Source organism: Streptomyces sp. A2-16 (genome assembly GCF_018128905.1).
In the GTDB taxonomy this organism is placed as follows: Bacteria; Actinomycetota; Actinomycetes; order Streptomycetales; family Streptomycetaceae; genus Streptomyces.
Genome location: NZ_CP063808.1, coordinates 8,530,511 through 8,546,605, shown reverse-complemented (window position 1 = coordinate 8,546,605; position 16,095 = coordinate 8,530,511). Strand labels below are relative to the sequence as shown.

10 protein-coding genes are annotated in these 16,095 nt (G+C 71.6%); 6 read left to right on the top strand and 4 right to left on the bottom strand.

The window, feature by feature from the left end; translation table 11 throughout:
- Positions 1-202: 202 nt before the first annotated feature.
- Both IOD14_RS38305 and IOD14_RS38300 read right to left on the bottom strand, forming a co-directional pair.
- Positions 203-991, bottom strand: coding sequence for a phosphatase (locus tag IOD14_RS38305; protein WP_123989394.1), 789 nt, complete (start codon positions 989-991; stop codon positions 203-205).
- 70 nt (positions 992-1,061) lie between these two features.
- Complete coding sequence (locus tag IOD14_RS38300) at positions 1,062-2,522, bottom strand: PucR family transcriptional regulator (RefSeq protein ID WP_212672716.1); 1,461 nt, start codon at positions 2,520-2,522, stop codon at positions 1,062-1,064.
- Between the two features lie 154 nt (positions 2,523-2,676).
- On the opposite strand from IOD14_RS38300, the gene IOD14_RS38295 reads away from it, so the two are divergent.
- Genes IOD14_RS38295 through IOD14_RS38285 form a run of 3 tightly spaced genes read left to right on the top strand, consistent with a single transcriptional unit; the run spans position 2,677 to position 6,816 of the window.
- On the top strand, positions 2,677-4,125 hold the full coding sequence (locus tag IOD14_RS38295; protein ID WP_123989392.1) for a sodium:solute symporter: 1,449 nt from the start codon (positions 2,677-2,679) through the stop codon (positions 4,123-4,125).
- 43 nt (positions 4,126-4,168) lie between these two features.
- A complete protein-coding gene (gene speB, locus IOD14_RS38290; protein ID WP_007382209.1) occupies positions 4,169-5,137 on the top strand; it encodes an agmatinase in 969 nt (322 codons plus the stop codon).
- Complete coding sequence (locus IOD14_RS38285; protein ID WP_212672715.1) at positions 5,134-6,816, top strand: thiamine pyrophosphate-binding protein; 1,683 nt, start codon at positions 5,134-5,136, stop codon at positions 6,814-6,816. Before speB ends, IOD14_RS38285 begins: the two co-directional genes overlap by 4 nt.
- A gap of 7 nt (positions 6,817-6,823) precedes the next feature.
- On the opposite strand, the gene IOD14_RS38280 is transcribed toward IOD14_RS38285, so the two are convergent.
- Together IOD14_RS38280 and IOD14_RS38275 are read right to left on the bottom strand one after the other, a co-directional pair.
- Positions 6,824-7,630: an endonuclease gene (locus tag IOD14_RS38280; protein WP_212672714.1), complete on the bottom strand. Its 807-nt coding sequence runs from the start codon at positions 7,628-7,630 to the stop codon at positions 6,824-6,826.
- 205 nt (positions 7,631-7,835) lie between these two features.
- Positions 7,836-10,133, bottom strand: coding sequence for a glycosyltransferase family 39 protein (locus IOD14_RS38275; protein WP_212672713.1), 2,298 nt, complete (start codon positions 10,131-10,133; stop codon positions 7,836-7,838).
- A 143-nt stretch (positions 10,134-10,276) separates the two neighbouring features.
- On the opposite strand from IOD14_RS38275, the gene IOD14_RS38270 reads away from it, so the two are divergent.
- From IOD14_RS38270 to IOD14_RS38260, 3 genes are all read left to right on the top strand, one after another.
- Positions 10,277-11,119, top strand: a complete 843-nt coding sequence (locus IOD14_RS38270; RefSeq protein WP_123989388.1) for a serine hydrolase — start codon at positions 10,277-10,279, stop codon at positions 11,117-11,119.
- Positions 11,120-11,209: 90 nt separating this feature from the next.
- Positions 11,210-12,235: an esterase-like activity of phytase family protein gene (locus IOD14_RS38265; RefSeq protein WP_212672712.1), complete on the top strand. Its 1,026-nt coding sequence runs from the start codon at positions 11,210-11,212 to the stop codon at positions 12,233-12,235.
- A gap of 93 nt (positions 12,236-12,328) precedes the next feature.
- Entirely contained in the window at positions 12,329-16,033 is a 3,705-nt protein-coding gene (locus IOD14_RS38260; RefSeq protein WP_212672711.1) for an ABC transporter ATP-binding protein, read from the top strand.
- Positions 16,034-16,095: the final 62 nt, after the last annotated feature.

Here is a 16,095-nt window from a genome sequence, read left to right as displayed (position 1 = left end):
CCCAGGGCCCGTCCGGTGGATCATGCCCGGCGTCACGGGACCCGGTGCGCGGTCTCCCCGACGCGGTGACCCCGGCAGCCTCGCAGTCGGGCGCCGCCCCTCGCCTTCCCCGGCTCGGACGACTCGCACGGCAGCCCTCCCGCCGAGTCGCTCGCCCGCCGCGGCAGCGGCCGACCGCCTCGGCTCCGCCGCCGGGCAGGCCCTAGAGCAGCCCGGCCTCGCCGAGCAGATACGCCGTCATCGGGTCGTAGTGGCGCGGGCTCACCACGTGGTCGTCGAGGGGGACCGTCACCTGGACCGTGCCCTCCGACTCGCCGACGAAGAGGGCCGGGTCGTTGGAGTCGGCGTAGCCCACCGAGTCGACGCCGTGCTGTCCGGCGTAGCCCGCCCAGCCGTGGTCGGCGACGACCAGGTCGGGCAGCGGACGGCCCTCGCGCTCCAGGGCCGTGAGGATGGCCTTCATCGGTTCGCCCGAGTGGGTGTGCCACAGCGTGGCGCCGTGCTCCAGGACCGCCACGTCCGCGAACTGCATGACGTACCCCTCGTCCGTCTGCAGCCCGTCCGGGATGACCACGATCTCGCAGCCGGCCGATCGCAGTGCGGCGGCGGTGGCGTGGTGGACGTCGAGGAGCCCGCCGGGGTGGCCGGTGGCGAACAGCACCCGCTGCTGCCCGTCCGCGGCCTTGCGCAGCCGGGCCGCCATCCGGTCCAGGCCGCCGACGGTCAGCTCCGGGTCGATGGTGTCCTGGCCGTACCGGTACTCCGGATCGTCGTTGACGCCCACCCGCTCCGCCATCACCGCGAGCACGTCCTGCTCGTCGGTCCAGCGGTCGCCCAGCTCCAGACCGAGCCAGTAGTGGCGGTTGCCGTTCGCCAGCTGGCGGTAGTGGGAGAGGTTGTTCTCACGCGGGGTGGCCACCTCGCCCGCGATACGGGTCCTCACGAGGTGGTCGACGAGCTCGGCGCGGCTGGGTGTCCCGGGTATCGGCATGCCCCCCATTCTGATGCACGCCTTCACGAGATCACCGCGCATCCCGCACGCTGGGACGCGGGTCACGTGATCATGGTCGCCGCAGCGCGAACCACAGCTCCATGCGCACGTCGGGGTCGTCCAGGTCCGCCTCCAGCAGCGCCGCGCACTTCGCGATCCGCTGCCGCACGGTGTTGCGGTGCACGTCGAGCGCGACCGCCGTACGGTCCCAGCTGCCGTGCAGGGACAGCCAGGTGCGGAGGGTCTCGGGGAGCGGGGCGGCCAGCGGTGCCAGCAGGGACCTGGCATGCGCCTCGGCGTCCTCCTCCGCCACCAGGTCGGCGAGTGCCGGCCGGGCCCCGTACCGGACCAGCGCGGCGCGGGTGGCCCGAGCGCGGGCCAGGGCACGCCCCGCCTGGGCGTCGGCGACGGCCCATTGAGCCGGTCCGGCGCCGGCGCTGACCCCGAGCGTCCACCCCGGCTGCGGGCCCGGCTCCCGCTCGGCGGGCAGCAGCACCCGTACGACGTCCCGTGCCACGTCGACCAGCGGCGACCCGAGCGCGGCACCGAGCGCGGAGGCTGCGACGGGGTCGGGAGCGGTGGGCGGGTCGGGCCGGGCATGGACGACGATCCACTCCCCGGCGCCCAGGAGGGGGGCCACGTCCTCGGTGGACGCCCCCAGCAGCAGCCGTACGAGAGCGGACGCCCGTGCCGCCCCCGACCCGCTCTGATGCTCACCGGTGAGCAACGACAGCAGCACGGCGGCGACGGAGGCGATGGTGTGGTCCCCGGCCTCCCGCCCCGGTACGGCGACCCCGAGCACGAACCCGTGCCCGGCACCGAGGGAGTAGGCGGCGAGGTGGGTGCCGGCGGTGACATGGGTGGCTGCGGTCGGCGTACCGGGACCCGAGGGGCGTACGACCTGCGCCAGCTCGACCAGCGCCTCCCGGGCGACCGGTTGTGCCGGGCGCCCCGCGGACGCCAGCTCCGCCCCGTCCGGGCCGAACAGCACCGCCCGTCCCCCCAGCCGCTGCGCCAGCTGACGCAGCACGGACGGCACCGGGTTCGGGCGGGACGCGGCGGCGGCCAGGCTCTGCTGGGCCTCGGTGACACGGCGGAGCTCCGCGTGGCGGGCCTGGGCCATCAGCTGCCAGACCGCGCGGGCCACCCCGGAGAAGGTGGTCCGGGGCGGGACCTCCAGGAGGGGCAGCTCGTACGTGTCGCAGGCGGCGACCAGGGCGCGGGGGACCGTGTCGTGGACCGGGGCCAGGCCGAAGCCGAGGGCCGCGCCGCCCGCCGCCACGATCCGGGAGACGTAGTCGTCGAAGTAGGTGCCCGAGCCCGCCGCCTCCGGGATGTGCACCCCCGCCGTCAGCAGCAGCTCGCCGCCCAGCAGATACGGGTACGGGTCCGCCATCTCCGAGGTGTGCGCCCAGTGGATCACCGCGGAGGGGTCCGAGGGCCCCGCGATCTGCCGCAGCCCGAGATCCTCGCGGGCCAGCAGTGCGGCCAGCGGGACCGGTGGGGTGGGTGGGACAGCCGGGTCCGGCATGGTGGATGTTCCCTCCATCCAGTACCGCGTGAATGGATGAAACGTACACTTCGCAGTCGCTTTCCGGCCACCTAGTGTCGACGCAGACCGGCAGGGCCCGGACCCGCAGGGCGCGAACCGGCAAGGTGCAGACCGGCAGAAGGAGGGCTCCGGCATGGCCGTCGACTACACGGTGATCGTCGTCTATCTGGTCGGCATGCTCGCCATGGGCTGGTGGGGCATGCGCCGCGCCAGGTCCAAGAGCGAGTTCCTGGTCGCCGGGCGGCGACTCGGCCCCGCGATGTACTCCGGCACCATGGCCGCGATCGTCCTCGGCGGCGCCTCCACCATCGGCGGTGTCGGCCTCGGCTACCGGTACGGCCTCTCCGGTGCCTGGATGGTCTTCACCATCGGCCTCGGCCTGCTCGCCCTGTCCGTCTTCTTCTCCGCCCGCATCGCCCGCCTCAAGGTCTACACCGTCTCCGAGATGCTGGACCTGCGCTACGGCGGCCGGGCCGGGGTCATCTCCGGTGTGGTCATGTGGGCGTACACCCTGATGCTCGCGGTCACCTCGACGATCGCCTACGCCACGATCTTCGACGTCCTCTTCGACATGAACCGGACCCTCGCGATCGTCCTCGGCGGCTCGATCGTCGTCGCCTACTCGACCCTCGGCGGCATGTGGTCCATCACCCTGACCGACATGGTCCAGTTCGTGGTGAAGACCATCGGCGTGCTGCTCCTGCTCCTGCCCATCGCCGTCGTCAAGGCGGGCGGCTTCGGCGAGATGCGGGCCCAGCTGCCGACCACGTACTTCGACCCGCTGGGCATCGGCGGCGAGACGATCTTCACCTACGTCCTGATCTACACGTTCGGCATGCTCATCGGTCAGGACATCTGGCAGCGCGTCTTCACCGCCCGCAGCGACAGGACGGCCAGGTGGGGCGGGACCGTCGCCGGCACCTACTGCCTCGCCTACGCCCTCGCCGGCGCCGTCATCGGCACCGCCGCCAAGGTCCTCTACCCCAACCTCGCCAACGCGGACGACGCCTTCGCGACCATCGTGAAGGACGAACTCCCCATCGGCGTACGGGGCCTGGTGCTGGCCGCCGCGCTCGCCGCCGTGATGTCCACCTCCTCCGGCGCGCTGATCGCCTGCGCGACCGTCGCCAACAACGACATCTGGTCGCGGCTGCGGGGGAGGGCGCCCGCCGGGGACCACGACGAAGTACGGGGCAACCGGGCCTTCATCCTCGTCATGGGCCTCGGCGTCATCGGCACGGCCATCGCCCTCAACAACGTCGTCGAGGCCCTCACCGTCGCCTACAACCTCCTCGTCGGCGGTCTCCTTGTCCCCATCCTCGGCGGACTGCTGTGGAAGCGCGGCACCGCCCAGGGCGCCCTGGCCTCCGTGATCGTCGGCGGTCTCGCCGTCATCGGCCTGATGGCCGGCTACGGCATCCTCGCCAACGAGCCCGTGTACTACGGCCTGTCGGCATCCCTGGTCGTCTACGTCGCCGTATCCCTGGCGACCCCGGCGACCGACACCGCCGTACTCCAAGCGTGGCGCGAGCGCCTCGCCGGGCGCGGCGAGGTTCTCGAACCGGTCCCGGCACCCCGGTAGACCGGACGGCAGCGAACAGAAGACAGAAGAAAGGCACACGACCATGAGCTCCCCCGAGACGCCCCGCGGCCCCGTCGACTCCTCCCGCATCCCGCGCTACGCCGGACCCGCGACCTTCGCCCGGCTGCCGCGCCTGGACGAGGTCGGCCGGGCCGACGTCGCCGTGGTCGGGGTGCCCTTCGACTCGGGTGTCTCCTACCGGCCGGGCGCCCGCTTCGGCGGCAACGCCATCCGCGAGGCGTCCCGGCTGCTGCGCCCGTACAACCCGGCGCAGGACGCGTCCCCCTTCGCCCTCGCCCAGGTCGCGGACGGCGGGGACATCGCGGTCAACCCCTTCAACATCAACGAGGCCGTCGAGACGATCGAGGCGGCCGCGGACGACCTCCTCGGCACCGGCGCCCGCCTGATGACCCTGGGCGGCGACCACACCATCGCGCTTCCCCTGCTGCGCTCGGTCGCCAAGAAGCACGGCCCGGTCGCCCTGCTGCACTTCGACGCCCACCTCGACACCTGGGACACCTACTTCGGCGCCGAGTACACGCACGGCACACCGTTCCGGCGGGCGGTGGAGGAGGGCATCCTCGACACCTCCGCCCTCTCCCACGTCGGCACCCGCGGGCCGCTGTACGGCAAGCAGGACCTGGACGACGACGAGAAGCTGGGCTTCGGCATCGTCACCTCGGCGGACGTCATGCGGCGCGGGGTCGACGAGGTCGCCGACCAGCTCCGGCAGCGCATCGGGGACCGTCCGCTCTACATCTCCATCGACATCGACTGCCTGGACCCGGCCCACGCGCCCGGCACCGGCACCCCCGAGGCGGGCGGCATGACCTCCCGCGAGCTGCTGGAGATCCTGCGGGGTCTGGCATCGTGCAACCTGGTGTCGGCGGACGTCGTCGAGGTGGCCCCCGCGTACGACCACGCGGAGATCACGTCGGTGGCGGCCTCCCACACCGCCTACGAACTGACCACGATCATGTCCCGCCAGATTGCAGAGGCCCGCGCGCAGTGACTCACGACCACGACCTGGTGCTCCGTCCGACGGAGGCGCAGATTTCCGCTGCTCTCAACCCTCCTCCCGGCCGCAACGGCGGAGACCTGGTCGTGGAGACGCTGGCCGCGCTCGGCGCGACCACCGTGTTCGGCCTGCCCGGTCAGCACGCGCTCGGCATGTTCGACGCGCTGCGCCGCTCCGACCTGCGCTACATCGGCCTGCGGGTGGAGAACAACGCGGGCTTCGCGGCGGACGCGTACGGCAGGATCACGGGGGAGGCGGCGCCGCTGCTGCTGTCGACGGGGCCGGGGGCGCTGACCTCGCTGGCCGCGCTCCAGGAGGCCGCCGCGGCCTCCGCTCCCGTCCTCGCGATCAGCAGCCAGATCCCCACCGCCGGCCTGGGCGGCGGCCGCCACGGCTATCTGCACGAACTCCCGGACCAGTCGGCCTCGTTCCGGGGCGTGGTGAAGTCGGTCCACACCGTGCGTACCCAGTCCCAGATCCCCTCCGCGATCGAGGCGGCCTGGAAGTCGGCCCTGACCGCCCCGCACGGCCCGGTGTGGGTGGAGATCCCGCAGGACGTGCTGCTCTCGCCGACCCTGATCCCGGTGGTGACGGGCGGCGACGCGTTCCCGGAGGAGCTGCCGCCGCGTCCCGAACTCACGGCGGTGGCGGCGGACCTGCTGTCGCGGGCGGCTCGCCCGGCGATCATCGCGGGTGGGGGAGTCGTACGGGCCGACGCCTCGGGCAAGCTGCGACAGCTGGCCGAGACGCTTCGGGCCCCCGTCGTCACGACCCCCGGCGGCAAGGGAGCCTTCCCCTGGACGCACCCGCTCTCGCTCCAGTCCTGGATCGAGGACCGGCACACCACAGACTTCCTGGAGGACGCGGACGTACTGCTGGTGGTGGGCTCGGGGTTGGGTGAACTCTCCTCGAACTACCACACGTTCAAGCCGCGCGGCCGGGTGATCCAGATCGAGGCGGACCTCGGCAAGCTGGAGTCCAACCACCCGGCGCTGGGCATCCACGCGGACGCCCGACTGGCGTTGCAGGCGCTGCTGGAGACGGTGACGCCGAGGGAGGACGAGAAGGCGCCGCAGCGGGTGCGCGAGGTGCTGACCCGTGTCGCGGACCGCATCGCCTCCCAGGAACTCACCCTGGAACAGGAGCTGTTGGCGTCGATCCGCCGCGCCCTGCCCGCTGCTTCACCGTCCTTCTGGGACATGACGATCCTGGCGTACTGGGCCTGGTCGGCGTTCGACGCCAAGGGCCCCAACCTCCTGCACTCGGCGCAGGGCGCGGGTGGCCTCGGCTACGGCTTCCCCGCGGCCCTCGGCGCGGCGGTCGCGGACCCCACCCGCCCGGTCCTGGCGGTCTCGGGCGACGGCGGGGCCCTGTACTCCATCGCCGAGTTGGCGACGGCCCGCCAGTACGACCTGAACGTCACCTGGCTGATCGTCGACGACGGCGGCTACGGCATCCTCCGCGAGTACATGACGGACGCCTTCGGCCAGGCCACGGCGACGGAACTGTCCCGCCCCGACTACGTGGCCCTGGCCGAGTCCTTCGGCGTCCCCGGGATCCGAACGACCCCGGGGACCCTGTCGGACGACCTCGCGAAGGCCCTCGGCACTCCGGGGCCCTCGGTGGTGGTGCTTCCGGCGGTGCTGCGGATGTTCGCACCCACGCACCTGTAGCCGGGCTCTACCAGATCGCTTCGACCCACTCCGGGTGGTCGACGAACGGGTTGCGGTTGTGCTGGTAGGTGTCGTAGATGACCTGGTTGCGGCGCTCCTCGAAGGCGTTGGGCGGGTCCGCCTCGTTCCAGGCCTTCAGGACGGAGAGCTTGCCCATGTAGGGGTTGGAGCCGTTGCCGACCTTCTCGTTGGGCTCCAGGTCGGCGAAGCCGTCGCCGCCGTCGTAGCGCACGGCCATGTAGAGGATCATGCGGGCCACGTCGCCCCGGTCCGCGGCGCGCGGCGCGAAGGAGTCGGAGTCGACGGTGGAGCCGCCGCCGTTGGTGACCGCGCTGCCGCCGTTGTCGAAGTCCAGGTTGCCGCGGGTGCTGTTGACCTGGACGTCGCAGGCGCGCAGGTGGTGCAGGTCGGTGCCGGGGCCGGTGACCTCGCCGAAGTCGCCGTGCGACTTGGCCCAGGTGTGCTCGCGGTTCCAGTCGCCGACGTCACCGCCGTTGAGGGACTTGCTGCGGGAGACGCCGCTGTACAGCAGGAGCACGTTGCTGGTGTTGTTCGGGTCCTGGTCGGTGACCTTGAGCGCGTCCCAGACCGCGGAGTACGAGATCTTCGAGACGTTGGCGCTGATGATCGTGTGCAGGGACGACTTGAGGCTCGTGCCCGTCTTGCCGATCGCGTTCTTGTAGTACGTCGAGTCGTACGCGGTCGTCGTGGCGGCGGCCGGGGTCGTGGTCACGACCGGCGCGGCGAGCCCGACCAGCACGGCGGCGGTGGTGAGCGCCACCGACTTCCAGCTGCGGATACGTGTCGCCAGCATAAAGGGGGTCCCATCTACGCGGGTTGAATGGAGGCGGCAGATGGGAGCGTGACATGGACATGCGGCCGTGTAAATGGATGGCACGTGTCCATTGAGTGACCTGAAACGGCAAATCGGGGCTTGTCTACGCGAGTTGACACACCGAACGGCCCCCGACGGGTGATCGGGGGCCGTTCGGTGGGACTTGGTCAGTCGATGTACTTGGTCAGCCGACGTCCGACGGGTCCAGGCGGTACACGGTCGACGTGCTGCCCGTCTGTGAGCCGGTGCCCGAGGTCGAGCTGTTGCTCTTGCTCGTGCTGTAGTCGCTCTCCTTCACCGCCGTGCCGTTCTTCTGGACCCAGCTGGTGATCTCCTGGTTCAGGCCGCTGTTGCCGCCCATGCCACCGCCGCCGAGCTGGATGTAGTGCAACTCGCCCTTCTTCACCAGTTCCTTGAGCCTGGCGAGGGTCATCGCCCGGTCGGTGCCGGTGAAGCCCCACATGGAGATGACAGGCTTGTGGGTGCTGAGGATCAGCTGGCCGGCGCTCTGTGAATTGGACACCGCGAGCAGCCACTTGGCGCCGTCCTGGTGCTTCTCCAGGTAGGAGACCAGGGCGCTGTCGACGTTGCCGCCCATGCCGCCACCGCCCATGCCGCCACCGCCGGGGCCGCCACCCGCACTGCCGGTGCCCGTGCCGCCGCGAGCCGTGCCGCCGCCCGGGAGCTCCCCGGTCGTGCCGCCCGGCGCCCCGCCCTGCGCCCCGCCCTGCGGAAGCTCACCGTTGCCGCCACCGGGCTGCATCTGGCCGCTGCCGCCACCGCCGTTGCCGCCGGGGAGTTCCCCGCCCGCCTGACCGCCGCCCTGCTGGGTGCCGCCCGGCAGCTGACCACCGGGGCCGCCGCTGCCACCGCTGCCGCCGAAGCCGCCTCGGCCGCCACCGCCGCCGGGACCGCCCATGCCGCCCCCGGTCGACGGACCCGCCGTCGGGTTGGTGCCGCCCATGCCGCCGGTGGTGGCGGAGAAGGCCGGTGAGGCCGCGTACGCCGTCGGACCCGCGAGGGCCGCCACGATCGCCGCGGCGACCGACACCCCGAGCAGCCGGAGCCGCGTCCCCGAGCCCGCCGTACGGAAGACGAACAGGCCCGCGATCGCGAGGACCATGACCACGCCGACCACCGGCCACAGCCAGGTGTTCCAGCCGGTCGCCCGGCGCAGCAGCACGATCGCCCAGAGGCCGGTGACGGCCAGACCGGCGGGCAGTGCCCACGACCATCGCCCGTCACCGCCGCGGAAGGCGCGCCACAGCAGGACGCCGCCCCCGCCGGTCAGCGCCGCGATGCCCGGGGCGAGCGCGGTCGTGTAGTACGGGTGCATGGTGCCCTCGGCCATGGCGAAGGTCAGGTAGTGCAGCACCAGCCACCCGCCCCACATCACGAGCGCGGCGCGGGTGGCGTCGGTGCGCGGGGCGCGGCCGCACAGCACCAGTCCTGCGACGAACGCGAGGAAGGCGAACGGGATCAGCCAGGAGATCTGGCCGCCGAGGACGTCGTTGAACATGCGGCCGATGCCCGCGGTGCCGGCGAAGGTGCCGCCTCCGCCGCCCCCGCCGCCCCCGCCGCCTCCGCCGCCTCCGCCGTTGCCCTCACCGCCGAGGACCCGGCCCAGGCCGTTGTAGCCCATGATCAGGTTCCAGGCGGAGCCGTCGGTCGAACCCCCGATGTAGGGCCGGTCGTCGGCCGGGACGAGGGACACCGCCGTCGCCCACCAGAGGCTGGACACCGCCAACGCCACCGCCGCGAGGGCCAGGTTGACGGCCTTCTTCTTCCAGCCGAGCCTCGACGCGTAGACGTACACGGCGAAGACGGCCGGCAGGGCGATGTAGCCCTGGAGCATCTTGGTGTTGAAGGCGAGCCCGAACAGGACCGCGGAGCCGATCAGCGGCAGCAGCCTGTCCGTGCGCACCGCGCGCAGCCCCAGGGCCGCGCCGCCGACCATCAGCAGCACCAGGATCGTGTCGGGGTTGTTGTCGCGGTTGATCGCGACGGTGATCGGGGTCAGTGCGAGGACGAGCGCGGCGATCGCGGCCGCCGCGTGCCCGAACACCCGCTTCACGGAGGTGTGCAGGATCCAGATCGTGCCGAGGGCGGCACCGATCTCGGGCAGCATCATCTGCCATGTGCCGAAGCCGAGGATCCGGCAGGACAGCCCCATGACCATCAGCGCGAACGGTGGCTTGTCGACGGTGAGGAAGTTCCCCGCGTCGAGCGAACCGAAGAACCAGGCCTTCCAGCTCTGCGTACCGCTGTAGACCGCGGCGCTGTAGAAGCTGTTGAGGCTGTTTCCGCTCAGGTTCCAGCCGTACAGGACGCCGGCCAGGACCAGGATCGCGAGCAGCGCGGGCAGCGACCAGCGCGGGGCCTTGTCCGGCGGCGCCGCGGGTGGGGCCGCGGGTGGGGCCGTCGGTGGCCGGTCGGCGGACAGGGTCTCGGAGCGGGGGTGGGGATCGGTGGCAGATGTCACCCGGGCATCGTGCAGAGGCGATGTGGGTGGGGACTGTGACGCACCTGGCGTCCTGCTGTGAAAACACCAAGCGCCGGGTAACAAGTCGTACAACCATTCCCCATGCGTACAACCATCCGCCCCCGCGCGAGAGTCAACAGGGCATGACACGGGGGATATTCAGACACACGAAATGGATCGCGGCCGGTGCGCTGGCCGCCTGCGTCGCCGCCGCCACTCCGGCCGCCGCGGCAACCACACCGACCGTCAGCTGCACGTCCGCCAAGGCGGGCCTGGCCGACAAGCTCAAGCGGGACATCACGTCGGCCGTCTCCAACCGCTCGGGCACGATCGCGGTGGGCCTCTACGACCGTACGACCAAGACCACCTGCACCCTGCGCTCCTCCACCGCCTACGACTCCGCGAGCGTGGTCAAGGTGACCGTCCTCGCCACGCTGTTGTGGGACGCGAAGAAGCACAACCGGTATCTGACCACCACCGAGAGCAACCTCGCCAAGGCCATGATCACCAAGTCGGACAACGACGCCACCAGCAAGCTGTGGCGCCAGCTGGGCCTGACGAAGATCAAGGGTTTCCTGAGCGCGGCCGGCATGACCCAGACCAAGCCGGGCGCGAACGGCTACTGGGGCCTGACCCAGATCACCGTCACCGACGAGCAGAAACTGCTCAAGCTGGTCACCGCGAAGAACACCGTCCTGAGCGACAACTCCCGGGCCTACATCCTGAAGTTGATGGGCCAGGTCGTCTCGTCGCAGCGCTGGGGCACACCGTACGGCGCCGGATCGGGCATCTCCTGGCACGTCAAGAACGGCTGGCTCCAGCGCTCCACCCACGGCTGGCGGGTGCACAGCGTCGGCACCTTCACCGGCGGCGGCCACGACTACATGATCACGGTGCTCACGCACGGCAACAGCACCATGAACTACGGCATCACCACGATCCAGGGCGTCGCCAAGGTCATCCACAAGGACCTCGCGGCGAGCTGACACCTGCCGGACTCCCGCCCGTCACCGGCCAGGACGGCCCTTCACGACACGGCCTCCCGTGCGTCACGAACCCGCCCTACGGTGACGGGCATGCAGCTGAGAACCGTATTCGCGACCATCACCGCGGCCCTGGCGGCGGCGGCCTGCCTGACCGGGGCAGGACCCGCCGCCGCCTCGGCCCCGGTGCGCCACGCCTGTTCCCCGTCCGTCTCCCTCGACCGCTTCTCCGACGCGCTCGACAAGACGACGTACGACGGCACCTTCGTCGGCAACCTCTCCGCGCTCGCCGTGGACCGGGACGGCTCGCTCGCCGCCCTCTCCGACCGCTCCGCCCTCTTCGGCCTGGACGCGAGGACCCTCGCGCCGAGGAAGGTCGTCCCGCTCGCCGACGAGAACGGTGCCGCGCTGGACTCCGAGGGCCTGGTGATCGACCGGGACGGCACCCGGCTGGTCACCTCCGAGACCGAGCCGTCGATCCGCCGCTACAGCGCCGACGGCAGGATCCTCGACCGGCTCCCCGTACCGGCCTCCCTCCAGGTGGCCCCGGCGGGCCGCGCCACCTCCAACCAGACCTTCGAGGGTCTGACCCTCATGAACGGCGGCCGCACCCTGCTCGCCTCCATGGAGTACGCCCTCTCCGGCGACACGACCGGAACCGTCCGCTTCCAGACCTGGCAGCGGCACGGGAAGAGCTGGCAGCCCGCGGCCCAGTACGCCTACCGCACCGACGCCGCCTTCCTCGGCGTCCCCGAGGTCCAGGCCCTGCCCGACGGCCGCCTCCTGGTCCTGGAGCGCGGCTTCACCTCCGGCGTCGGCAACACGGTCCGCCTCTACCTGGCCGATCCCCGCCGCGCCACGGACACGAGCGGCATCGAGAACCTCACGGGCCAGTCCGGCGTGCGCCTGATCAGGAAGACCCTGCTCACGGACATCGCGAGCTGCCCGAGCCTGGGTGCCACGGCGAAGCAGCCCCAGCCGAACCCCCTCCTGGACAACATCGAGGGCATGGTGGTCACGGGCCACGAGAAGGGCCGCCTCAAGGTCCTCCTGGTCAGCGACGACAACCAGAACGCGGTGCAGACGACCCGTTTCTACTTCCTGAGGGTCCGGGTCTGACCCCCGGATCTGTTGCGGAGGGATGAAATCCGCTGTGATCCGCGTTGGTGTCTTCCGGCAGATCAGGACTTCTGAACGACGGAGGACACCCGCGTGGATCCGCAACGGGGATGGGCACGACGGCTGGCCGGGTACGCCTGGCGCTATCCCAAGGACGTCGTACTCGCCCTGGTCTCCTCCCTCGGCGGCATGGCCGTCATGGCGGTCGTCCCCCTGATCACCAAGGTGATCATCGACGACGTCATCGGCGGCCACACCCGGGACATGGCCCCCTGGGCCGGCGCCCTGATCGTCGCCGCGGTCCTCGTCTACGTCCTCACCTACATCCGCCGCTACTACGGCGGCCGCCTCGCGCTCGACGTCCAGCACGACCTGCGCACGGAGATGTTCGGCACGATCACCCGCCTCGACGGCCGCCGCCAGGACGAGCTGTCCACGGGCCAGGTCGTCGGCCGGGCCACCAGCGACCTCCAGCTGATTCAGGGCCTGCTCTTCATGCTGCCGATGACGATCGGCAACTTCGCCCTCTTCCTGATCTCCCTGGTCGTGATGGCCTGGCTGTCGATCCCGCTCACCCTGGTCGCCCTGGCGGTCGCCCCGGCCCTGTGGTGGATCGCCAGGCGCTCCCGCTCCAAGCTGCACCCCGCCACCTGGTACGCCCAGGCCCAGGCCGCCGCCGTCGCCGGCGTGGTCGACGGAGCCGTCAGCGGCGTACGCGTGGTGAAGGGCTTCGGGCAGGAGGACCAGGAGACCGGGAAGCTCAGGGAGGTCGGCCGCCGCCTCTACGCGGGCCGCCTGCGCACGATCCGCTTCAACTCCAAGTACACCCCGGCCCTCCAGGCCGTCCCCGCCCTCGGCCAGGTCGCGATGCTGGCCGTCGGCGGCTGGCTCGCGGTCCGCGGCCACATCACGCTGGGCACCTTCGTCGCCTTCTCCACCTACCTCGCCCAGCTCGTCGGCCCGGTCCGCATGCTCGCCATGGTCCTCACGGTCGGCCAGCAGGCCCGCGCGGGCACCGAGCGCGTCCTGGAGCTGATCGACACCGAGCCGTACCTGAAGGACGGCACCAAGGAGCTCCCCGCCGACGCTCCGGCCACCGTCGAGTTCGACGACGTCTCCTTCGGCTACGACCACGAGCGCCCCGTCCTCGACGGGCTCAGCTTCGAGATCCGCCCCGGCGAGACCCTCGCGGTCGTCGGCTCCTCCGGCTCGGGCAAGTCCACGGTCTCCCTGCTCCTGCCGCGCTTCTACGACGTCACCCACGGCGCCGTCCTCATCGGCGGCCACGACGTCCGCGAGCTCACCCTGGACTCCCTGCGGGCCGCGATCGGCCTGGTCCCCGAGGACTCCTTCCTGTTCTCGGACACGGTCCGGAACAACATCGCCTACGGCCGTCCCGAGGCGACCCGGGAGGAGGTCGAGAAGGCCGCCCGCGCCGCCCAGGCGGACCGTTTCATCACCGAGCTCCCCGAGGGCTACGACACCAAGGTCGGCGAGCACGGCCTGACCCTCTCCGGCGGCCAGCGCCAGCGCGTCGCGCTCGCCCGGGCGATCCTCACCGACCCGCGCCTGCTCGTCCTCGACGACGCCACCTCCGCCGTGGACGCCCAGGTCGAGCACGAGATCCACGAGGCGCTCAAGCAGGTCATGGAGGGCCGCACCACCCTCCTCATCGCCCACCGCCGCTCCACCCTGAACCTCGCCGACCGCATCGCCGTCCTGGACGGCGGCCGCCTCGCCGACGTCGGCACCCACGAGGAGCTGCAGAAGCGCTCCGCCCTCTACCGGCGCCTCCTCACCGACCCCGACGGCCTCGGCGGCGTCTCCCCGGGCCACGCCCGGCCGGTCGCCGTCCAGGAGGACACCTCCGTACGCGAGGAACTGGACGCCGAGTTCGACGCCGAGCGCGGAGTCACCCCCCGTCTGTGGACCGGTGACCGCGAGCCCAAGGACACGGCTCTCGCCGGCACCCCGGCCACCCCCGAACTCCTCGCCGAGGTCGAGGCGCTGCCCCCGGCGACGGATGTCCCGGACATCGACGAGGCCCGCGCGGTCACGCCCGAGGAGTCGTACGGGCTGCGGCGGCTGCTGCGCGGCTTCGGAGCCCCGCTGCTGATCAGCCTGGGTCTGGTCGCGGTGGACGCCGGAATGGGCCTCCTCCTCCCGGTGATGATCCGGCACGGCATCGACGACGGCGTGACCCGGATGGCGATGGCCGCGATCTGGACGGCGACCCTGCTCGCCCTGCTCTCGGTGCTCGTCCAGTGGGCGGCGCAGATCGGCGAGACACGCATGACCGGACGCACCGGGGAACGGGTCCTGTACTCCCTGCGCCTGAAGATCTTCGCCCAGCTCCAGCGGCTCGGACTCGACTACTACGAGCGGGAGCTGACGGGCCGGATCATGACGAGGATGACGACGGACGTCGACGCCCTCTCGACCTTCCTGCAGACCGGCCTGGTCACCGCGTTCGTCTCGGTCGTCACCTTCTTCGGCATCATGGTCGCCCTTCTGGTGATCGACGTACAGCTGGCGCTGGTCGTCTTCGCCACGCTGCCGCCGCTGATCGTCGCCACGTACTTCTTCCGCAAGGCGAGCGTGAAGGCGTACGAACTCGCCCGGGAACGCGTCTCGGTGGTCAACGCCGACCTCCAGGAGTCGGTGTCCGGGCTGCGGATCGTGCAGGCGTTCCGGCGCGAGGGCGACGGTGGGCGCCGGTTCGCCGAGCGCAGCGACAGCTACCGCGCGGCCCGCATCCGGGGGCAGTGGCTGATCTCGATCTACTTCCCCTTCGTGCAGCTGCTGTCCTCCGTCGCCGCGGCGGCCGTGCTGATCGCGGGCGCGGGCCGGGTGGACGCGGCGACCCTGACGACCGGCGCGCTGGTCGCCTACCTCCTCTACATCGACCTGTTCTTCGCCCCGGTCCAGCAGCTCTCCCAGGTCTTCGACGGCTACCAGCAGGCGACCGTCTCCCTGGGCCGCATCCAGGAGCTGCTCCAGGAGCCGACGTCCACGAAGGCGGCCGAGGAACCGCTGGAGGTGCTCTCCCTGCGGGGCGAAGTCGCCTTCGAGGACGTCCACTTCGCGTACGGGGACGACGAGGAGGCCCTCGGCGGGGTCGACCTGAGGATCCCGGCCGGCCAGACGGTGGCGTTCGTCGGGGAGACGGGCGCCGGCAAGTCCACCCTGGTCAAGCTGGTCGCCCGGTTCTACGACCCGACGGGCGGCCGGGTCACCGTCGACGGCACGGACCTGCGCACGCTGGACCTGACGTCCTACCGTCACCGCCTCGGCGTGGTCCCCCAGGAGGCCTACCTCTTCCAGGGCACGATCCGCGACGCCATCGCCTACGGCCGCCCGGAGGCCACCGACGCCGAGGTCGAGGCGGCGGCCCGCGCGGTCGGCGCCCACGAGATGATCGCCACACTGGAGGGCGGCTACCTCCACGAGGTCGCCGAACGCGGCCGCAACCTCTCGGCGGGCCAGCGCCAGCTGATCGCCCTGGCCCGCGCCGAGCTGGTCGACCCCGACATCCTCCTTCTGGACGAGGCCACGGCAGCCCTGGACCTCGCCACCGAGGCCCAGGTCAACCAGGCCACCGACCGGCTCGCGGGCCGCCGCACGACCCTCGTCGTGGCCCACCGCCTCACCACCGCGGCCCGCGCGGACCGGGTGGTCGTCATGGACCACGGCCGCGTCGTCGAGGACGGCACCCACGACGAACTGCTGGCGCTGGACGGGCGGTACGCCGGATTGTGGCGGACGTTCGTGGGGGAGCCGGTGGAGGTGGGGCGCTGACGGTTGTGCAACCGTCGGACATACGTTGTGCGTCCGTACACCTGTACGCCCGGACAGCTGCG